General features: G+C 49.3%; 26 protein-coding genes. All 26 read left to right on the top strand.

The window, feature by feature from the left end; all coding sequences use genetic code 11:
• On the top strand, nucleotides 1–544 hold a 544-nt coding region (locus tag ACPW7N_RS25905), incomplete at its 5' end, for a phage head morphogenesis protein (protein ID WP_425654724.1).
• Between the two features lie 92 nt (nucleotides 545–636).
• A complete protein-coding gene (locus tag ACPW7N_RS25900) occupies nucleotides 637–1,662 on the top strand; it encodes a phage protease (RefSeq protein ID WP_425654722.1) in 1,026 nt (341 codons plus the stop codon).
• On the top strand, nucleotides 1,662–2,063 hold the full coding sequence (locus tag ACPW7N_RS25895; protein WP_425654720.1) for a hypothetical protein: 402 nt from the start codon (nucleotides 1,662–1,664) through the stop codon (nucleotides 2,061–2,063). Before ACPW7N_RS25900 ends, ACPW7N_RS25895 begins: the two co-directional genes overlap by 1 nt.
• Nucleotides 2,064–2,076: 13 nt before the next feature.
• Nucleotides 2,077–2,970, top strand: coding sequence for a Mu-like prophage major head subunit gpT family protein (locus ACPW7N_RS25890; RefSeq protein ID WP_425654718.1), 894 nt, complete (start codon nucleotides 2,077–2,079; stop codon nucleotides 2,968–2,970).
• A complete protein-coding gene (locus tag ACPW7N_RS25885) occupies nucleotides 2,970–3,236 on the top strand; it encodes an HI1506-related protein (RefSeq protein WP_425654716.1) in 267 nt (88 codons plus the stop codon). Before ACPW7N_RS25890 ends, ACPW7N_RS25885 begins: the two co-directional genes overlap by 1 nt.
• Nucleotides 3,237–3,239: 3 nt before the next feature.
• On the top strand, nucleotides 3,240–3,683 hold the full coding sequence (locus ACPW7N_RS25880) for a gp436 family protein (RefSeq protein WP_425654714.1): 444 nt from the start codon (nucleotides 3,240–3,242) through the stop codon (nucleotides 3,681–3,683).
• 1 nt (nucleotide 3,684) lies between these two features.
• Nucleotides 3,685–4,191, top strand: coding sequence for a phage virion morphogenesis protein (locus ACPW7N_RS25875; RefSeq protein ID WP_425654713.1), 507 nt, complete (start codon nucleotides 3,685–3,687; stop codon nucleotides 4,189–4,191).
• The gene (locus tag ACPW7N_RS25870) at nucleotides 4,188–4,685 is read left to right on the top strand and encodes a hypothetical protein (protein ID WP_425654712.1); all 498 of its coding nucleotides are present in this window, start codon (nucleotides 4,188–4,190) and stop codon (nucleotides 4,683–4,685) included. Before ACPW7N_RS25875 ends, ACPW7N_RS25870 begins: the two co-directional genes overlap by 4 nt.
• Nucleotides 4,663–4,887 (top strand): hypothetical protein, encoded by a 225-nt coding sequence (locus ACPW7N_RS25865; RefSeq protein WP_425654711.1) that lies wholly within the window; start codon nucleotides 4,663–4,665, stop codon nucleotides 4,885–4,887. Before ACPW7N_RS25870 ends, ACPW7N_RS25865 begins: the two co-directional genes overlap by 23 nt.
• A complete protein-coding gene (locus tag ACPW7N_RS25860; protein WP_425654710.1) occupies nucleotides 4,884–6,299 on the top strand; it encodes a DUF2586 domain-containing protein in 1,416 nt (471 codons plus the stop codon). The genes ACPW7N_RS25865 and ACPW7N_RS25860 overlap by 4 nt, the downstream gene beginning before the upstream one ends.
• Nucleotides 6,299–6,733: a hypothetical protein gene (locus ACPW7N_RS25855; RefSeq protein WP_425654709.1), complete on the top strand. Its 435-nt coding sequence runs from the start codon at nucleotides 6,299–6,301 to the stop codon at nucleotides 6,731–6,733. The genes ACPW7N_RS25860 and ACPW7N_RS25855 overlap by 1 nt, the downstream gene beginning before the upstream one ends.
• A gap of 37 nt (nucleotides 6,734–6,770) precedes the next feature.
• Nucleotides 6,771–7,094 (top strand): DUF6848 family protein, encoded by a 324-nt coding sequence (locus ACPW7N_RS25850; protein ID WP_425654707.1) that lies wholly within the window; start codon nucleotides 6,771–6,773, stop codon nucleotides 7,092–7,094.
• Between the two features lie 219 nt (nucleotides 7,095–7,313).
• Nucleotides 7,314–9,752: a phage tail tape measure protein gene (locus ACPW7N_RS25845; protein ID WP_425654706.1), complete on the top strand. Its 2,439-nt coding sequence runs from the start codon at nucleotides 7,314–7,316 to the stop codon at nucleotides 9,750–9,752.
• A 13-nt stretch (nucleotides 9,753–9,765) separates the two neighbouring features.
• The gene (locus ACPW7N_RS25840) at nucleotides 9,766–10,287 is read left to right on the top strand and encodes a hypothetical protein (RefSeq protein WP_425654705.1); all 522 of its coding nucleotides are present in this window, start codon (nucleotides 9,766–9,768) and stop codon (nucleotides 10,285–10,287) included.
• Nucleotides 10,287–11,027: a hypothetical protein gene (locus tag ACPW7N_RS25835; RefSeq protein WP_425654704.1), complete on the top strand. Its 741-nt coding sequence runs from the start codon at nucleotides 10,287–10,289 to the stop codon at nucleotides 11,025–11,027. The genes ACPW7N_RS25840 and ACPW7N_RS25835 overlap by 1 nt, the downstream gene beginning before the upstream one ends.
• A 14-nt stretch (nucleotides 11,028–11,041) precedes the next feature.
• A complete protein-coding gene (locus ACPW7N_RS25830) occupies nucleotides 11,042–11,323 on the top strand; it encodes a hypothetical protein (protein ID WP_425654703.1) in 282 nt (93 codons plus the stop codon).
• A gap of 4 nt (nucleotides 11,324–11,327) precedes the next feature.
• A complete protein-coding gene (locus ACPW7N_RS25825) occupies nucleotides 11,328–11,726 on the top strand; it encodes a contractile injection system sheath initiator (protein ID WP_425654702.1) in 399 nt (132 codons plus the stop codon).
• On the top strand, nucleotides 11,719–12,879 hold the full coding sequence (locus tag ACPW7N_RS25820) for a baseplate J/gp47 family protein (protein WP_425654701.1): 1,161 nt from the start codon (nucleotides 11,719–11,721) through the stop codon (nucleotides 12,877–12,879). The genes ACPW7N_RS25825 and ACPW7N_RS25820 overlap by 8 nt, the downstream gene beginning before the upstream one ends.
• Nucleotides 12,880–13,085: 206 nt before the next feature.
• The gene (locus ACPW7N_RS25815; protein WP_425654700.1) at nucleotides 13,086–13,838 is read left to right on the top strand and encodes a hypothetical protein; all 753 of its coding nucleotides are present in this window, start codon (nucleotides 13,086–13,088) and stop codon (nucleotides 13,836–13,838) included.
• A complete protein-coding gene (locus tag ACPW7N_RS25810; RefSeq protein ID WP_425654698.1) occupies nucleotides 13,835–14,224 on the top strand; it encodes a phage tail-collar fiber domain-containing protein in 390 nt (129 codons plus the stop codon). Before ACPW7N_RS25815 ends, ACPW7N_RS25810 begins: the two co-directional genes overlap by 4 nt.
• Before the next feature lie 45 nt (nucleotides 14,225–14,269).
• Entirely contained in the window at nucleotides 14,270–15,136 is an 867-nt protein-coding gene (locus ACPW7N_RS25805; RefSeq protein ID WP_425654697.1) for a hypothetical protein, read from the top strand.
• Complete coding sequence (locus ACPW7N_RS25800) at nucleotides 15,137–16,234, top strand: hypothetical protein (RefSeq protein WP_425654696.1); 1,098 nt, start codon at nucleotides 15,137–15,139, stop codon at nucleotides 16,232–16,234.
• Between the two features lie 17 nt (nucleotides 16,235–16,251).
• Complete coding sequence (locus ACPW7N_RS25795) at nucleotides 16,252–16,668, top strand: hypothetical protein (RefSeq protein WP_425654694.1); 417 nt, start codon at nucleotides 16,252–16,254, stop codon at nucleotides 16,666–16,668.
• Entirely contained in the window at nucleotides 16,668–16,817 is a 150-nt protein-coding gene (locus ACPW7N_RS25790) for a hypothetical protein (protein WP_425654693.1), read from the top strand. The genes ACPW7N_RS25795 and ACPW7N_RS25790 overlap by 1 nt, the downstream gene beginning before the upstream one ends.
• 10 nt (nucleotides 16,818–16,827) lie before the next feature.
• Nucleotides 16,828–17,727 (top strand): N-acetylmuramoyl-L-alanine amidase, encoded by a 900-nt coding sequence (locus ACPW7N_RS25785; protein ID WP_425654692.1) that lies wholly within the window; start codon nucleotides 16,828–16,830, stop codon nucleotides 17,725–17,727.
• Nucleotides 17,727–17,984: a hypothetical protein gene (locus ACPW7N_RS25780; protein ID WP_425654691.1), complete on the top strand. Its 258-nt coding sequence runs from the start codon at nucleotides 17,727–17,729 to the stop codon at nucleotides 17,982–17,984. The genes ACPW7N_RS25785 and ACPW7N_RS25780 overlap by 1 nt, the downstream gene beginning before the upstream one ends.
• The last annotated feature ends 234 nt before the right edge of the window (nucleotides 17,985–18,218 follow it).

Below are 18,218 nucleotides of genomic sequence, written 5' to 3'. Positions count from 1 at the left end.
AGCGCATATGGTCGCCCAAGTCTATCAAGCCATCGAGGATGCTCTAGCAGATGGGGACACGTTTGAAGAGTTTCAGGACAAGACCAAAGACCTGTTTGAAAAAGCCGGTTATGAGGTCAAACCCTATCAAGTCGAGACTCTATTTTTAACGGTTGTTCAATCGAGCTACAACGCTGGCAGGTGGAAGCAGCTCACCGATCCTGACATTCTCGAAGAGTTTCCCTATTGGGAATATGACGCCGTGGGAGATAAACGGACCCGGCCTGCTCATATGGCGATGGACGGCCTTGTCTATCCTGCCAATCATCCATTCTGGGCCTCCTGGTTCCCACCGAATGGCTTTCGCTGTCGGTGCAGCGTCCGTGCAAGGTCGGCTTCATCCGTGAAGAGAAACGGCCTGACGATTCAAAAGGATGCGCCAAAGCTACTGCCGGACGAGGGATTCAATCACTCGCCTGCTGTGGTTTGGAAACCGAGTTTTGATAGTCTACCAAAGCCTCTAGCAGATCGAGCTGAAAGAAGGCTCCTAGAAGGCCCAAATTAACAGTTTAGGGAGGTGAGGGTAAAAATATACCTGCGATAGTCTATTAAACGCTTTTAAAGCAATTTAAACGGGTTTTAAACGGGGGTGTGCATGTGGCGAAGAGGTCAAAACTTCCTCTACGAAAAATTGCCCTCACGGAAATTCATTCCTTGAATGAGGTTCCAAGTGAAGTCCAACTGCTCCCTCGCGGGTGGACGAACACCAAAAAAGGCAAATTTTTGGTAGATGACGAGTCTATCAGATTGATTCTGAGAGACTTCCAGGCAAAGGCGAATGATGCAGTGATAGATTACGAACACCAAACCCTAACGGGTCAGCAAGCGCCTGCTGCTGGATGGATCATGGAACTGGTAGACAAGGGAGACGACGGGTTATGGGGACGAGTTGAATGGACGGATCGCGCCAAGGAGTACCTTGCCAACCGTGAATACCGTTACCTCTCCCCCGTGATCCATGTAAGGGAAGATGGCAAGGTCATTGGCTTCATCAACGCAGGACTGACCAACTTCCCTGCTATCGACGGGATGGTCCCCGTCTCATTTAAAGATCAAGAAACGGAGGAAGAACAACCAATGAACGAATTTTTGAAAAAGCTTGCTGCTGCTCTTGGCCTTCCTGAGACAGCGACAGAAGAAGAAGTGCTTGCTGCTATCCAGGAGTGCATGAAAAACAAGGACGCGAAGCCGGAAGCACAATACGAAGCTTTCAAGTCCACTATCGCCCAGGCATTGGGTATGGGGACGAATGCCAGCGACGTAGACATTCGCGCCACGGTTCTTTCTTTAAAAGCGTCCAGTGACAATAATTCCGTTGTCAAGGAGCTTCAGGAACGACTTGATAAACGGGATCGCGAGGAAGTGATCCAACTGGCACTGACTGAGGGCAAGATTACTCCAGCGCAAAAGGAATGGGCAGAAAACTATGCCAAGGTTGACCTGGAAGGATTCCGTAAATTCGTGGAAACAGCACCGCAGCTCGTTCCTATGGGTAGTGGTAGCACAACTTATGCGCTGAAGGGCAATCCAGGTACAGGCGGATTGGATGACAGCCAAGCCAATGTAAACAAGCTCCTGAATATTGACGCTGAAACCTATAAGAAGTATGGAGGCGATCAGTAATGTTGACCCAAGACCGTAACACCAAACAAATGGCAACCGCCGACAGGCTGATCCTCCCAATTGCAGCAAACACCGTGATCTATCAAGGTGGACTGGTTGCGATCAATGCTGCTGGCGAGGCTGTTCCTGCTACTGCAACGGCTGGCCTGAAAGTTGCCGGACGTGCTGAAGCGCACGTTGACAACCGATACAGCGGAGTTGGAGAAAACAGCATCGCTGTAGGTCGCGGGATCTTCCTCTACAAAAACAGCACGGCAAACCCCGTTACCGCAGCGCAATTGCTGGAAGATTGTTTCATTGAGGATGACGAAACGGTTCGCGTCTCTACAGCAGGCACAAACATTCGCGCAGGAAAGGTTATCTCCCTGGACGCTAAAGGCGTTTGGGTAGAGATTCGATAGGAGGTCGATCTAATTGATTATCAACGCAACCAACTTAAGAAGCATTTACACAGGCTTTAAAGTCATTTTCAATCAGGCCCTGCAAAACGCCAAGCCCATGTGGACAAAGATCGCTACGCTTGTGCCTTCCACGGCCCGCGATGAGGAATACAAATGGCTGGGCAAATTCCCACGCATGCGTGAATGGATCGGCTCCCGTGTACTGGACAATCTTGCGACGCATGGCTACACCATCAAAAACAAAAGTTTTGAGGCAACTATCGCCGTAGATCGCGACGACATCGAGGACGATCAGATCGGCGTCTACACACCAATGATCGAGGGCTTGGCTCAAAGCGCTGCCAATCACCCGGACGAGCTGGTTTTCACTCTCCTGCCAAGAGGTTTCACCGAGCGCTGCTATGATGGGCAATACTTCTTCGATGAGGAACACCAAGACGGAGACGGCCCGGTTCAATCCAACAAAGGCACGAAAAAACTGTCCAGTGCTTCATACAGCGCGGCTTACGCTCAGATGATGAGCCTGAAAGATGAGCATGGAAACCCGTTGAGTGTAACGCCGACCGTCCTGGTTGTTCCGCCGCAGCTCCGCGAAATGGGTCTCAAAATCTTGCAAGCTGAGACCAACGAAAATGGCGAAACCAACGTGAACAGAAACAGCGCAGAACTTCTCGTCGCGCCTTGGTTGGCTTCCGATCCAAACGCTTGGTTCCTCCTGGATACCTCAAAGCCAGTGAAGCCGATCATCTTCCAGGAGCGTAAAAAGCCTAATTTTGACGCGCTGGATCAACCGACCGATGAGAATGTCTTTATGAAAAAGCAGTACATTTACGGCGTCGATTCCCGCGATAACGCTGGTTATGGCCTATGGCAGTTGGCCTATGGCTCTACTGGGGTGGATGCCTAATGAGTAAGGGAATCGCCATTACCAGTAAAGTCAACGGATTCCGTCGGGCAGGGGTTCAACACCCTGCCCAGCGGGTAGTCTATCCGGCTGATCGGTTCACCGACTTGCAGCTCAAGCTCCTGGAGGAAGAACCTATGCTCATCGTTGAGGAAGTTTCGGAAGAATCAATGGATTTAGAGAACATTCCTCCTTTGGAACCAACCCCTGAACAAACAAAGACAACGGGCAAAGGCGGGCGCTCTAAGGAGAAGGACAAGGAGGAATAAAGCATGTACGCTGTAGCCTCTGACCTTGAAAGCAAATTATCACCCGACATCATGATGAGACTTACGGATGACGATGGGACTGGAGTAATCAACTGGGATATTGTCACCAAGATGATCCAGGAGGCCAGCGCGGAAGTGGATGCTTTTCTTGCCATGCGATACACCTTACCCCTATCTCCCGCGCCGCCTATCCTTTCTAAACTTACCCTGGACATTGCGCTTTACAACCTGTTTTCTCGCAGGGGTATTGATGAGAGCAGCGCGGATGGTGTGATTGTCACCCGGTATAACAACGCTATTCGCATGCTGGAGAAGATTGCAGCAGGATCAATGGAGATCATCCCGCCGACCAGCGACACGGGCGGCGAGGCTCCTTCTTCCTCTCACTCTATGAGCTATCAAACAGCTCCCCGGATATTCTCGCGAGAACAAATGAAAGGCTACTGAGATGAGCAGCGCTGAGTTTGGGGATTGGAAAAAGGCAATGTCCCTCCTGAACCATATGGGCGAGGCCAACATGCTACGTATCAACAAGAAGATTGGTTCGGCAATGGTGGACAGCACAAGGGACAGGTTCAAAACTGGAACTGCGCCGGATGGAACGCCTTGGCCCAAATCCAAACGGGCCGAGCGTGAAGGTGGAAAAACACTCGTTAATAAAGCCCGTTTGCGAAATTCAATCACCTTCAAGGCCACTCCCAGGCAGGTAGAATGGGGAACCAACGTCCCCTATGCAAAGACTCATAACAACGGTGAAGAGATCAAGGAACACGTTGTAAGAGCAAAAAACAAACGCTCTCTTCGTTTCTTCATAAATGGGCAAGCTATCTTCCGAAAAAAAGTGACCATCCCAGTAATTAAAATGCCAAAGCGTCAGTTTATTGGGCTATCTGAAGATGACGAGAAAGAGATCAAGGAAATTATCATTCGTGAGATTGGAGGGGGTTTTGTATGATCCAGGCTGTTCAAAATGGTCTGAAGGCTGCCTTGCTGCAAGCCGGGATTGCAGAAAATCTGATCTATACCTCTATTGCAGATGAAAAGGCGTACCAGCATACACCCTCTGCCTTCATCCTGATGGAACCAGGAGAAGTCAAAACGGATCGGCAGCGTGTAGCGATCCGTCCAGGTCGATTTATCTGGCAGCTCTATACGCTGACAATCCCCTTTAGTGTGTTGATAACGGACAAAGACCTTCCGAAAGCCGAAAGCAAAGCGCTCTCCTTTCTGAGAAGGCTTCCGAAAAGGTTGCTTGATGGGGATTACGCTATTGCGCTACAGCCTGGAGCCATCAAGAGGCTTGAAGATACAAGCATCATGTCTCAGGCAGTAGGGTTTGAAGTCATCGTCACCGCAAAAGGTGGGGTCTACTCCGAACAGAAGGCCGCACAAATGAAAGTCATAGTCGAAGGAGTTGAATTTGAGCATGGACACAACGAAAGCCACTGAACAACAAGAGCAAGCGCCTGCCATTCCTGATGGAATCGAAACCATTGAAAGTTTGTTTGAACGTCTGGACGTTCCATCCTGGCAGGCAAAAGCGCTAATGATACATGAAGGTTGGAGCCAGGGCAAGGCCATGACAGAAAAACAGTTTAGGGCAGCACTTAAAAAATTCCTCAGTGCGCCCGTTGGAGGTGATAAATCGTGAGCATACCTGACATTAACGTAAAGCTGGAAGATGGAGGACTTGGGGTTGTACCTCCTAGTCCTACTGGATTGCATGTCAAGATTGGCGTTGCAGCCGCAGGCCCTAAAGGTGAGATCATTTCCATTTCTGGCTCATCTAGTGTCAAGCAATTCGGAAAAGGGCCGCTGGTTCGCTCTATCGGGGATTCCTTTGCTGAAGGAACCAGTAATATGTATGCGGTTAGGGCTGAAGCAGACATTGACGGCACGGTAACTGCCGTAGAAAAAACAGGTACTGGAACAGGAACGGTTAGTGTGTCTGGCAAACCAACTGATGAAATTCATGTGGAATTGCTGATCACCAGCTCTGGAGGTCTCAACCAAGCGACTTTCACACTGAGCATTGACGGGCAGACGCCGACCTCTCCTATCACGGTCCCAATCACAGGTAGCTATGAACTGCCGGACTCTGGCCTCACGATTACCTTTACACCTGCTGCCAGCTCGCCAGAAAACAGCTTTAAAGTAAATGATAAATTTACTTTCTCAGCGACAGCGCCGCAGATGTCAACAGCAAGCTTGGTCAATGTGCTTGATCTTGTTCTTGAAAGTGAATATCCCTACGAGTTTATTCACATCGTTGGGCCAAGCACTCCGGCTGTCTGGACTCTGTTCGACTCCAAGCTTGCTGCTGTTCAAGGTGAGGGAAAATACGTTTTTGGTGTCTGCGAAACCAGAGACATAAACGAAGGGGAATCCATTGATCAATACGTCAAGGCAATGGTTGATCAAGCAGCAAGCTTCTCTTCCATCTTGGTATCCGTGGTAGCTGCTGGAATCGGCAAGCTAGACTTTTTAACAGCAAAAGAGGATGAGCGAAACCCTGCGGGGATCGTCGTAGGGCGCGTGTCCCAAATCCCGGTTCATCGTAGTGCGGGTCGTGTTCTTGATGGCTCTCTCTCTGCAACTGAGTTGCGTCCGGCTGGGATCAAGAAGGCCCACATTGTTGCCCTGGATAACGCCCGTTATACCACGGTACGCCGATATGACGGAATCCAAGGCATCTACTGCACGAACTTCCGCATGATGGCGCCAACTGGCTCTGATTATCTGTATGGGGAACGGACACGGGTCATGCTGAAGGCAGCTCGTTTGGTTCGCTCAGCAGCTCTCTTACAAGAGCAAAACGAAATTCCGTTTGATGATGCCACAGGCAACATTGACTTTACACCAATGGAAAATCTGTTGACAGCAGCGCTCAACCCGATGCTGAACGCTGAAGAGATTTCAAAGGCCCGTGTCGTTATCAATCCAGAGCAAAACATTCTGGCTGGTGAACCCATGAAAGCCGTTATTCGGATCACGCCTCGCGGGGCATATCGGGACATGGAGCTTGAGATCGGGTTCGAGAACCCGTTTGGAGGTGCTAACTAATGGCGGTTAATGGACAAAAGTACGACTGGGAGAGCATTACTATTACGCTCCCGCATGGCGTCTTGATCGACGTTGAATCCATCGATTACAGCGATGAGCTGGAAAAGGAAGTTCTGTACGGGAAAGGTGCTACTCCTGTAGGAGTCGGAAACGGCAACTACAAAGCAGAAGCAAAACTGAACATCCGGCGCGAGGAATACAACAAAGTGCTTGCCTACGCTGCCAAGATGAAAAAGCCTTTATACCGTCTTGCTCCCTTCCCGATCACCGTATCCTACGCGAATGACGATCAACCCAAGGTTACGGATACCCTTCCTGCTTGTCAATTCAATAAGGCAAGTACAAACCCAAGCCAGGGTGATAAAGAAGTCAAAGTCGAAATGGGCCTTGTTCTCTCCAAGCCGATCCTCTGGAGCGGAAAGGCCAATGTTTAAAAGTCATTTAAAAACCATTTAAACCGGGAGGAAAAACATGACACAAACATTTGTAAAACCGTCTGATGAGCAAATCCAGGAGCTGAAGAAGAAGCACGGGGAACTCCATGAGATTTCCAATGATGATTACTACCTTCTCTTCAAGAAGCCAGAGCGCGACAATCTTTCTCGCTTCATGAAAGATTCGATGAAAGACTCCTATCGAGGTTTGCGAAACCTCGTCATGGACACGTTGGTTTACCCAACACGGGAAGAGCTTGACAAAGAATTTGAGGTTCAACCAGGTCTTGTCATCGGGATCGGGACGGAACTGCAAAAGTTGGCAGGCACAGCAGTTGATTTTTTCAGCAAGAAATTGTAAAGGCCAAAGAGCTGGTCGAGGCTAACCCATTCCTTGCAATGGAGGCCCTGATTGCCGACACGCTCCATGTGTCCCCGCTGGATCAGCAGCAGCTTTCTCACGAGGACTTTATAACCCTCGCGGGACAAGCGTCCTGGCTAATGGAGCTGAAGGCCAAAATGTCAAAGCCAAGGGGGTGATTGCATCGAGGGCATATTCAAGCTTGGATTTATCCTGGACTTGATTGATAGAATGTCCGGCCCTGCTGGTCGGATTGTTCAACAGATGCAACGAGTCCGGGAATCTGTTACACAGACAGGTCAAACTCTTCGGACCATCGGGAACCAGGCAGCCGTAGCAGGAACAGCTTTCGCAGTTCTTGCAGCATCCGGCGCGGGCCTGATCAATGGCATGGTACAGCCTGCGGTTGAAGTCCAAGATGCGTTGGCTCCCCTAGAGGTTGTTACCACATCCACTATGGGGAGCATGCAAAAATCGCTGGAAGCCTCCAAGAATGCAGCGATTGAATGGAGTATGGCCCACAAACAAGCAGCAGCTCAGTTTCTGGATGCGAATACGACAATGGGATCGGCAGGTTTGAACGACATTCAGGCACTGGCAGGTACACAGCAAGCCCTAGCGCTTGCAACGGCTACCAAAGGGGACGATATTGAGGCGGCAAACCTCCTTGCTGTTGTCTACAACAACGTGGGTGACAAGACCAAAGATGTTACGGCTGAAATGACACGCCTCTCTGATGTCATGTCACAATCACAGGCGCTCTTTCAATACGCCAATCTGAATACCATGAATGAGTCTTTGAAATACGCTATCCCGTCAGCTCTGGGAGCGAAGCAAGGGTTTGAAGAGCTGAATGTCGTTTTAGGTCAGCTCAACAACGCAGGCTTACAAGGATCAATGGCAGGTACTGCGTACTCAGCTTTCATGAGGCAAACCCTCAAAGCTTCAGGTCAATTGGGTTTCGCAATAGCGAAAAATGCTGATGGCAGCTTCAACTTTATCGCAACTTTGGAGCAGATTCAGAAGAAATACGGCGACCTTTCCAAAGCATCGCCAAAAGTGCAAATGGCTTTCCAGCAAGCTTTTGGTGATGAGGGGCTTCGAGCTGTACAGCTTTTGTTACCACAGATTGACAACATGAAACAGGCTTTGCAAAGCGTTGGTGACTCTTCAGGGGCCACAGCAAAGATGCAAGCCACGATGGAAAAAGCTCCTACGACACAATGGCAGATACTGCAAAACAATATCAAAGCCGTTCAAATTGAATTGGGGGACAGTTTACTTCCTACGCTGGTAAGTATGATTCCGCCCATTCAGAACGTGGTTAAGTCGTTCAGTGACTTTATGAAAGCCCATCCGATCATAGCGCAAGTTATTGGACAAATCATGCTATGGGGAACAGTGATTTTCGGGCTGTTAGCAGTGTTGTCCTTTGCGACTACTGCGGTGATGTACATGGGTTCTTCCCTCATGCAGTTAGGTCAAGGGTTGGGATGGGCAGGAAGGCAAGTTGCAGACTTATCTAAGAAGTTTTGGGGTCTCCTAACCTCCATGTATCAAAACACCATAGCGATGGCACGAATGGGCTGGCAAAATGCCGTCATTGGTGTTCGTATGTTAGGGCAGCAAATTGCACTTTTAGCAACTAGATTTTGGGGATTGTTAACCTCTCTTGCAGCCAATACAGCAGCACTTGCACGGATGGCCTTTTCTCAGGTTGTCCAGGGTGCGGTGATGTTAGGCCAAAATATCGCCGGGTTAGCAATGCGATTTTGGGCGCTGCTCCCATCCATATGGGCGACAACTGTTGCGCTTCTTGCAAACCCAATGACTTGGGTCGTTGTCGGGATCATGGCTCTGATCGGCGCATTAGTGTGGTTGGGAATGAACTTTGACACGGTAGCAGCGATTGCAGCGGAAACATGGAACACAATAACAACCTGGTTTATGACTGGCTGGAATTGGGTCATGGGGATTCTCAACCAAGCGATTGCTTTTCTCCAACAATGGGGGCCGACATTCTTGGCGATCTTCATGCCGATTATCGGTGTGCCGATGCTCATAGCTCAACATTGGGATCAGATCGTTGCCTACCTCTCCAATCTATGGCAGACATTCAAAAATAGCGGTGCTGGTTTGATCGATGCTTTTGTCCAAGGGATTCAATCTGTGATCAACAAGCCGTATGAAGTAATGGAACAGGCTTTAACCAAGCTTCGCCAACTGCTTCCGTTCTCCGATGCAAAGGAAGGTCCTCTCTCCGAACTGACAAGAAGTGGACGTGCTGTTCCTGGAACCATTGCGGAAGGGATTGCCCAGGCTGGGCGGGTTCTTCCGCAGGCGCTGCAAAAAGCAATGGACCCAATGCTGCAAGGCATTCAGCCCATTTCCATCCCGGTTGTCCCGGCTTTTGCTGGTGACGCAGGAATGGAGTCTGCCAGTGATTCATTTACTAAACGCTCAAGCAGCAGCATGTTTTCCGGCTTCTTTGGTCAAGATGCGACAGCCGACGGAAGCAGCAGCGGATCGCTCAGCCAAAGCAGCAGCACCGTAGAAAGCAAACAGAACACTTACAACTTCAATCTGTACCAAAGCGGCAGCTCAGATCACAGCTTACTTTCGGGCATTCGTCGCTACTTGGAAGCACACGAAGAATAGGAGTGCAGCCGTCATGATGATTAACGGACAGCTACTTCCCGCCATCGTTCAAAAGGTTGAAATTGATGGCGAAAGCGTAACAGATACCCTCGAAATTGAGGGTAAAAAGGACAAGATCAAAGACGCGACAGGATACCAGAACAAGACGATCCGAGTCACTCTTTTGATCCAGGACGATGAACAAGGGACCTACCTGGACAAAATCGCAAAGATTGAAAAGCTGGCGAAACAGGGCAAGGTTCCCCCTGTTTACCCGATCAGTGATCCTCACCTTCTGGCCCGTGGGATAAGTAAGGTAAAGATCACGAACTTCAACACAAAAGAATCGAGCGAGAAAAGCGACAACATTTCTGCTTCCCTGGACATGATCGAATATGTCCCTGTCCCCGTTAGCCTCATCAAGAAGAAAAAGGGCCAACAGAAAAAGAAAAAAGGCGATCCGATGCCGACGTTCGTTACTGTCCAAGACCCGCTGAAGCAATCTCCAGCCGTGGACGATGACACGCCGCACCGCCTGGGGGGAGCGATAGAGTAATGGCTTTAAACGTAGAGCTGCACACCGACGACCTGGAACTGACTGGCGGCATCCTGAAGGTAGACATTTACCACGCTGCGGACTCTCCCGCCGATCTCGCCCGGCTCACCATAGAGGATGAGCTAATGCAAGGGATGGGTTTGCAAAAGGATCAGCGTGTAGAGGTATGGCTAGGGATTGAGGAAACCGAACGAGTATTCACGGGGCGGATCGCCTCCGTCGGAACGGAAATTCTCATCAAAGACTTTATGGTGGACATGCTGAAAACCAAAGTGACAAAAGCGCTGCGGGATGTTGACTTCCATGAATCAGCAAGTTTGCTCTTCCGCGAGTGTGGTTATTCCGAAGTTGTTCTCCCGGAAGATCCCAGCTCGATCAAACCGAGCGTCATTTTTCACGGCTGGAGCGCTTATGACGAGGCCAGAAAACTAGCGAGAGCTTTTGGCTATTCGTTCCTTCCCTACTTCGATGCGGATGGCAAAGGCCATTTCCATCCTGCTGACGACATTGACGAATGCCCAGCCTTTGAGCGAGGGAATAACATCGTCAATCTGCTGAAAACAGGAAACATGGTGGAAGTCAAAACGGTCTGCATGCCCAGCCTGTTCCATTCGATGGAGGTTATCATCGACCATCCGCAAGTGAAATCCGACGTCGTTCTCGTGAAGTCGGTCCGGCATATCAGTGAAGGCGGGTCTCTCCGTACCATCTTCACGTTTGAGGATGTGACAGCCTCATGAGTGATATGCAAGATATGCAGATGCTACAGAGCTTTATTCTCCAGGTTCTCCGCAATGAACACCCGGACTGGTTTGCTCCTTTCAGGTATCCGATGTATGGCACGGTGATGAAGGCCGGAGGCGGGAGAGCTGACGTGCAAATTCTCACGCAAGATGGTCAGCCAGATGAGGCAATTCCTGTACTGCTGGCAACCTACGATTCCAGGCGTTTCCTTGACCTATTGAACGGAGACAAAGTATTAGTGGTCTTCCCTTACGGCGATCCCACCGAAGCCAGAATCATTGAAAGGATGTGATAACATGGCTGATCTTCAGCTCAAAAACGGCCAATTTGTCAGAACAGCAGACGGAGACCTTGCCCTCATTGATGATGAAGAGCTGACCATTCAGGAAGTGAGGCATGAATTTATAACGGAAAAAGGCGAAATTGATCTTCACTCTGAGTATGGCGCTCCGCTACTTCAATTCTTGCATATGGAACAAAGTGAAGAGGCGGAAGCTGCAATCGCCAACGTCATTGCTGAAACTGTGAAAAAGTATGAGGTTGACGAAAATTCGATCCATGTCACCATTACCCGTTGGAGCTTGGACGGCATTCGGGGAAGAGTGTCCTTCCGTCCAGTTGACCGAAATCTCCAGACTCAGCCCACGGTAGTAGACTTCTCCGTGAGCTATCAAGGGGTGGTCCTCCTTGATTGATCCTCAAGAACTGATTGATCCAATGCCTTCAGCTCCCGCCTGGATTGATGAAATGAGCAAGGACCCGAACGTCGAAAAGCTGGGGCTGCGTAACACCAAACCGGGCGGCGTATGGCGGACGCTTTTGGAGGCTTTCTGGCGTGGTGGGCGTGACATTCGGAACCTGCTACGATCCGTGGTCAATTCGATATTTAATCCTACGGGAGACTGGGCAGACCTGAAAGCAGCCGAACATAATGTCGAACGGATTCTTGCACGGCAGACGGAAGGAAGGGTCATCCTCACCAGGAGCGACGCGACAGTGGACAGCATCATCCCGGAGGGCAGCATCTTTCGGACAAAGCCGGATATGCAGGGGAAAACTTATCGCTACCTATCGACAGTCCGCATGCTGTTCCCAGCAGGTCAAACGGAGCTGGCTGTCCCGATCCGGGCTGAATCCCCTGGAGCTGCTTACAACGTCCCTGCGAACACCATTACACAGATCGTCACGCACTTACCAGTTGACGCTGTTACAAACCGAAACGATTGGATCACGGCTGAAGGACTTGACCGTGAATCGGACGACTCTCTGAATCTGAGAAGGCAGCTAGTTTGGACAGAGCTTGCACAAGGCGGTGGGAATGCGCTCACCTATGAGTCTATCGCCCGGAGTGTTCCTGGAGTCCTTTGGGTATCCGTTGATGATACCCACCCAAGGGGCCAAGGAACCGTGGACGTTTACATCGGCGGTGTCACGGGTGCGCCGCCTGCCGAGCTGATCGAGTTGGCCCAAGCAAAGCTGAATGAGAAAAAGAGCATCATCGCTGACGTTTTGGCAAAGATGCCTACCATGATCCCGGTTAACATCGAAGGAACGATCTTCTATGACCCGGATTATGGGAACCCAGAAACACTCTTGCCACAACATACCGAAGTGCTTCAGGTGATGGTTCGCATTGATCCAGATGACAAGAAAAATTATCCGCTGGTTGAGAAGGTAGATAAATTCGGTTTACCTGTTGATCGGATCGAAGGGAATCTCAGGACTGTCCCCTATACCGTTAGCGTCAAGCTTACTTCTCCAGCTCAAGACCTGCTGCCATTGAAGAATCAACGGCTTGAGATCGGAACGATTAACCTGACGTATCAGGCGGCGGTGAAACAATCATGAGCGCCTTTGGCAACTACTTTTATGAAATGGTTCACCGGGTTTTTAAGCTTCAGCCCACTGATGAGGACAACGACATCTATTACTTTACCCAGGGTTTGGGAGGCTTCTTTGACAGAGCGAAGCTTGATGTCTTTAAAATCCGCCGTGACGCTATGATCCCCACTGCTTCAGAAGCAGCGCTTGCCCTACACGGACGAGATCGCAACATGCCGCGCTACCGTGGGGAGAGCGTCGAAGAGTATCGCAACCGCCTTTTGGCTGCTGTTCCTCTCCATCAAGAAATCGGAACAGAACCAGGAATGAAAAGACTACTTGCGCTCATCGGTTATCCGGGCGCAATTGTATTGCCCTTCTACAAGCTGAAATACAGCGAGAACAAGATCGGGCAGATTGTTCGCCTGAAGATCGACGGTCTGCAAATTGATGGGAGCTGGAAGGTTGGGACGTATCACGTTCTCAACCAAGGAAGTGCAGCTCTGAAGATTGACGGCACATGGAAAGTCGGCGTCGGTTACAACCTGGACACTCCGAATGGCGAGGACCTTACAAAGCGGTGGGCTGAGTTTATGGTCGATCTTAACGAGCCGGATCAGCCTTTCCTACCTCATCACTTGCGGATTGTGGCAGATGCCATTCAATTCATGAAGCCTGCCGAGGCAAAGCTTTACTCCATCCGATTCAACCGAAAATTTGAAACGCCGCAAGTCACCGATCCAGCCGGGGAAATCAGCCTGATCGTTACCGCAGAAACTGCCTTGCCTATCCTTCAGCCGGAGCTTGGCCTTGTAGTTAACCAGGAGGCCAAGGCGATAGACGACATGATGTTCGTACATGAGCCTATCATTCTATCGGCAGACCCGGTGAATTGGAAAGTAGATGGTTCCTGGAAGGTTGGCGGCAGCACTGAAAGGCGCTTGCAGATTGAATACAGCGACAGCACAAGGAGGGTTAGACTTTGAGCAATATTGTTACAACAAGGCAGCGTGGCATTGATTTAGCCAATGCCTGCCTGAATGGTACAGCACCGCCAGCTATCACGAAAATGAGCTTCGGGACTGGTGGACATGCTCCTGGCGATATTACCACACCAGTACAGGCGGGTAGAACCGACCCAATGGAAAACCAAGTGGCTATTCTCCCATGCTCTGTACAGCATGATCCCACTGACCCGACCATTCTGGTTTATACCACGATTGTTCCAAAAGGAACGCTTGACGGCTATTCGATCACGGAAGCAGGCTTGCATTACGCTGACGGCACACTGGCCTACAGAATGACATTCGGGGCCATCACATTCGGTCAAAGTATGGTGGATGGAACCTTCAAGATTAAAGAGCGGTTTTAACGCCGTTCAAACGCAATTTAAAAGTTATTCAAGGTGGTGAACAATTTGGCTGATCTTATTGGACAGTCTCAGTTTAAAGACCGTGTTCGCGGAATTGTCCAGGGCGATGATGCAACACCTGACTTGTGGAATGGTCCTTATCAGGACTTAATCAACAATGACAAGTTTTTGAATGATACCAAGCTTGATAAAACAGAAGTCGCAGCCAATGGAATCAACAAGGTTCCTCGTCTCGATGATCAGGGCAAAGGGGCTTTCAGCATTACAGGGGATGCTTCAAGTGTGGGTAGCAAGGTAGTTTCTGATCTTGTACTCCAAACTGAAGTTGCAGCAAGTGGAGCAAACAAGGTCCCTCGCTTAAACGCTCAGGGTAAAGGGGCATTCAGTATTACTGGTGATGCTGCAAGTGTCGGTGGTAAACTCCCGGCTGATCTTGTTCTCCAAACAGAGGTTGCAGCCAACGGAGCAAGCAAAGTCCCCCGCTTGGATGCCCAAGGTAAAGGAGCGTTTAGCATCACGGGTGATGCAGCAAGTGTGGGTGGTCAATCATTAACTCAACTTGATGCTCGTTACTCCCCTGCTGCTCACGTTGGAGCCGGAGGCAATGCACACGCATTGGCTACGACTTCGACAGCCGGATTTATGGGGCCGGATGATAAGCAGCGTCTAATTGATTATAGCGAGTACGCAAGTGGAAAAGACGGCAATGGCATCTATACCGTGATGGATTACAAGCGTTCTGACGGAACCCTGTATATGAAATCAACTCTTTCAAATGCTGATGCCAGTGGAAACTATCAAACGATGACTTGGAACTTCTACAACGCTGCTGGAACGACAATAGTAAGCACGAAAACCTGGACACTAACCTATGACGCAGACAAAAATATCGTTTCAAAGGTGGTGAGTTAGATGGATGCCACAAGCATTTTACGAGGACATGGAATAGGTGCAAGTGCTGGATCGGTAACGGATTACTTTGGCACTGGAGCAGATGGTGTCTTAAACACAACTGGGAATGTTACCTTGCCATCGACTTTAGATGGCACTAGAGTTGTCAAACATTATTCGAGCATAACGATTAACGCTGGTCACGTCCTCACAGTAAGCAACCGTTGTAAAGGGCTGCTGTTATACAGTCAGGGAGATGTCATTATCAACGGCAGCATTGATATGAGCAGTAAAGCCCCTCTGTATGTAGCAGCAAACGAAAAGCGCCCCGCCGTATTGGTTCGAGGATATACAGGAATCACGTCCGATCCCAGCATCGAGCTTCTTGCGGCACTAACAGTAAAGCAACAGACCGACCAAATCTTCCTTGGTTACGGTGGAAAAGGTGGAGCTGGTGGCGGTGGGTCCCCTGCTGATACGGATTCCTCTTTCCTTGGAGGTGGTTACGGTGGCGGTGGTGCTGGCGGTCAGTCTGGTGGTCTTGGCGGTCAAGGCGGAATATTATCCGCCCTTGGTTCCGGGGGCGCAGGCGTCTCAGCCTACAATAACACGGTGCAAGGAAATCCTGGCGGACGTGGTGCTGGTGGAAGTGGTAAGGCGGTATCTGGCGATAATGCTTCTGTCAACACTGGTCGTGGTGGTAATGCTCCTGGTGGTGGCGGTAGTGCCGGAATGTGGCGCTACAATGGTTCCGGCTTATCAATGGGCGCTGCTGCTGATGGTGCAGCTTTTGGTGGCGGTATCATCGTCATTATCGCCAAAGGAAACATCATCATTGGTAGTGGTGGCAGCATACGAGCAAACGGCGGACCAGGAGCAAAAGGCCAAGATTATACAGATGGTATGTTTTACAACTACTGCTATGGTGGTCATGGCGGCGGTGGTGGTGGCGGCGGGATCGTCGGTCTGTTCTACAAAGGCACATACACAAATAACGGTGTCGTTGAGGCAAATGGCGGTGCTGGAGGTGCGGCAGGTATTTGTACCAATAACTCGTCCAACAATGGAACGCCTGGAGCTTCAGGAACCGTTGGAACCATCACCACTAAAAAACTTTAAGAAAGGAGTTTTATGAAATGCGAGTCATTTACGCTTACAACCCTAACAATTCGACAGAAGTAAGTCTTATCGAGAGAGTTAAACAGGAGCTAGGCGCTCAAATGGAGGAAGTTTTGGTGACAGACTTCCAAAATATAAAGGATGTTTACAGTATCCGCGCTACTCCCGCGCTTATCATCATTCGTGACGATCTTCAAGGTGAACACCTGCTTGAAGAGGATTTAGAAAACAACCAATTGCGTGTAACTCTTGAATGTCTCAAATCTTTGCAGGAGGAAGAACAGGCCATTTTCGAGATGGATACAAAACGCATTGATGCAGTCGTTAAAGCCGAAGTAAACAAGCAACTTGAAATTGAACGATCTAAAAGCAAGGCTCAGATCGACTACCTTGGGCAGCTCTCCGTCAGAGCTAGAAAGGCAGGTGTGAAATAATGAGCAACTTTGAATACTGGCAAATGGCATATAACGAAGGATGGGCTTTCCTTGATGATCTTACTTGGGCCGTAGAAAACAATGAAATTACCCAAGAGGAAAAAGATCAAATAGTAGCCGAATCCAACTTAGTCGTTGCAAAAGGATAGGTGAAAACTTATGAACATCAAAGCAATCCAAGAAAACAAATGGTATAAAATGCTGCTTGAACTGGCTACAGAAGATTACATCCATGTCAATCAATTTTCACGGGACGGACGTTCTCTTAACTCCCAATCTTTCACAGTTTGGCACTATACAGCCGATCCAGGCGCGACGGATGAGAACGAGCGGAATTATTTTGAGAGCTTGAAAAACCAAAATCCCAATGACTCAGTAAATGACCGCTACGCTGGCGCTCACATCTTCATCCACAGACATGATGCCCGGATCATCATTCCGCTTTGGGAACGGGCCTACCATTCCGGGGATTCTTGGTATAACTTGAATGCCATTGGAATAGAGCTTTGCATTGAAAAGGACGGAAGTTTCCACCCAGAAACCATTGCCACTGCTATAAAGGTTGGTGCGCTCCTACAGCTTCTATTCGGGTACAGAACGGATCGTAACATTCGACATTACGATGTAACTGGGAAAATATGTCCAAAACCATGGGTGGACAACCCTAGCCTGTTCTCTAAATTCAAAAAGGACCTTGAAACTCAATTACAGATTTATGTGAACCCACCTGTTAGCAAACCTGTGAATACTGTGAATAGCCAAACTGTTGTGAAGCTTGAAATCGACGCAAAACCTACAGAAATCACGGGTTTCTTGAAAGATGGAAAGGCATACCTTCCAGTCCGAAAATTGGCTGATGCTCTTGGCAAGAGTGATGCTATCGGTTGGTGCGAAACATCAAGAATGGTCCTTCTATCCGGCTATGTCTTGAACAGCTCTGTTTTGATCAATGGCACTGGCTACGCCTGGGTTCGGGAAATCGCAAACGTTATGGGCATGGATGTTGACTGGTTTGAGGAAACAAAAACTGTAAAATTGAAAGGCAAGGTGAAGCTGTAATGTTACAAATTGACTTGTCAGTATTTGATGCAACTGTAATCCCTGCGATGCTCTTCCTCCTTTGGATCGCTATTCAATTGGGTGTGTCGAAGAAGTTTATCCCGCTCCTTGCTGTCGTGCTATGCGTCCCTGTTGGCCTATACTTCATTGGAATGAATGGAGTTGGATTGATCGCTGGAATACTGCTCGCTTCTTCTATAGTAGGTTTCCATAGTGGAACGAAGAACACTATGCAGTTTTTCAAAACGAGCAAATAACAGGCTTCTAGGGCTTGTGGGAGCGACTTGCCTAGAATGGGTAATCAAATTAAACGAATGTATGTTCGTATAAAATTCCCTTCAAACTTGATTTAAAGAGCGTTTAAATGCAATATAAAAGGGTCCCTGAATATGCTTACAGGAGACCCTTTTATACATTATTTCATTCAAGCTACTGAATCGGACTATCTCATTTTGCGCGTCGCGTTTTCTCATTTTGCGCGTCCGCATACA

Origin of the sequence: Brevibacillus nigriterrae (assembly GCF_049846925.1) — a bacterium.
Taxonomy (GTDB): domain Bacteria; phylum Bacillota; class Bacilli; order Brevibacillales; family Brevibacillaceae; genus Brevibacillus_H.
Note: the sequence above shows the minus strand (reverse complement) of the source record. Positions and strands in the feature narration are given on the sequence as shown.

What these genes read in the sequence shown, in the direction of transcription:
- ACPW7N_RS25895 (WP_425654720.1), top strand. Translation starts at nt 1,662, where the DNA reads ATGTTGACCCAAGACCGTAACACCAAACAAATGGCAACCGCCGACAGG.
- ACPW7N_RS25885 (WP_425654716.1), top strand. Translation starts at nt 2,970, where the DNA reads ATGAGTAAGGGAATCGCCATTACCAGTAAAGTCAACGGATTCCGTCGG.
- ACPW7N_RS25880 (WP_425654714.1), top strand. Translation starts at nt 3,240, where the DNA reads ATGTACGCTGTAGCCTCTGACCTTGAAAGCAAATTATCACCCGACATC.
- ACPW7N_RS25875 (WP_425654713.1), top strand. Translation starts at nt 3,685, where the DNA reads ATGAGCAGCGCTGAGTTTGGGGATTGGAAAAAGGCAATGTCCCTCCTG.
- ACPW7N_RS25870 (WP_425654712.1), top strand. Translation starts at nt 4,188, where the DNA reads ATGATCCAGGCTGTTCAAAATGGTCTGAAGGCTGCCTTGCTGCAAGCC.
- ACPW7N_RS25865 (WP_425654711.1), top strand. Translation starts at nt 4,663, where the DNA reads ATGGACACAACGAAAGCCACTGAACAACAAGAGCAAGCGCCTGCCATT.
- ACPW7N_RS25855 (WP_425654709.1), top strand. Translation starts at nt 6,299, where the DNA reads ATGGCGGTTAATGGACAAAAGTACGACTGGGAGAGCATTACTATTACG.
- ACPW7N_RS25850 (WP_425654707.1), top strand. Translation starts at nt 6,771, where the DNA reads ATGACACAAACATTTGTAAAACCGTCTGATGAGCAAATCCAGGAGCTG.
- ACPW7N_RS25840 (WP_425654705.1), top strand. Translation starts at nt 9,766, where the DNA reads ATGATGATTAACGGACAGCTACTTCCCGCCATCGTTCAAAAGGTTGAA.
- ACPW7N_RS25835 (WP_425654704.1), top strand. Translation starts at nt 10,287, where the DNA reads ATGGCTTTAAACGTAGAGCTGCACACCGACGACCTGGAACTGACTGGC.
- ACPW7N_RS25830 (WP_425654703.1), top strand. Translation starts at nt 11,042, where the DNA reads ATGCAGATGCTACAGAGCTTTATTCTCCAGGTTCTCCGCAATGAACAC.
- ACPW7N_RS25825 (WP_425654702.1), top strand. Translation starts at nt 11,328, where the DNA reads ATGGCTGATCTTCAGCTCAAAAACGGCCAATTTGTCAGAACAGCAGAC.
- ACPW7N_RS25815 (WP_425654700.1), top strand. Translation starts at nt 13,086, where the DNA reads ATGCCGCGCTACCGTGGGGAGAGCGTCGAAGAGTATCGCAACCGCCTT.
- ACPW7N_RS25800 (WP_425654696.1), top strand. Translation starts at nt 15,137, where the DNA reads ATGGATGCCACAAGCATTTTACGAGGACATGGAATAGGTGCAAGTGCT.
- ACPW7N_RS25795 (WP_425654694.1), top strand. Translation starts at nt 16,252, where the DNA reads ATGCGAGTCATTTACGCTTACAACCCTAACAATTCGACAGAAGTAAGT.
- ACPW7N_RS25790 (WP_425654693.1), top strand. Translation starts at nt 16,668, where the DNA reads ATGAGCAACTTTGAATACTGGCAAATGGCATATAACGAAGGATGGGCT.
- ACPW7N_RS25785 (WP_425654692.1), top strand. Translation starts at nt 16,828, where the DNA reads ATGAACATCAAAGCAATCCAAGAAAACAAATGGTATAAAATGCTGCTT.
- ACPW7N_RS25780 (WP_425654691.1), top strand. Translation starts at nt 17,727, where the DNA reads ATGTTACAAATTGACTTGTCAGTATTTGATGCAACTGTAATCCCTGCG.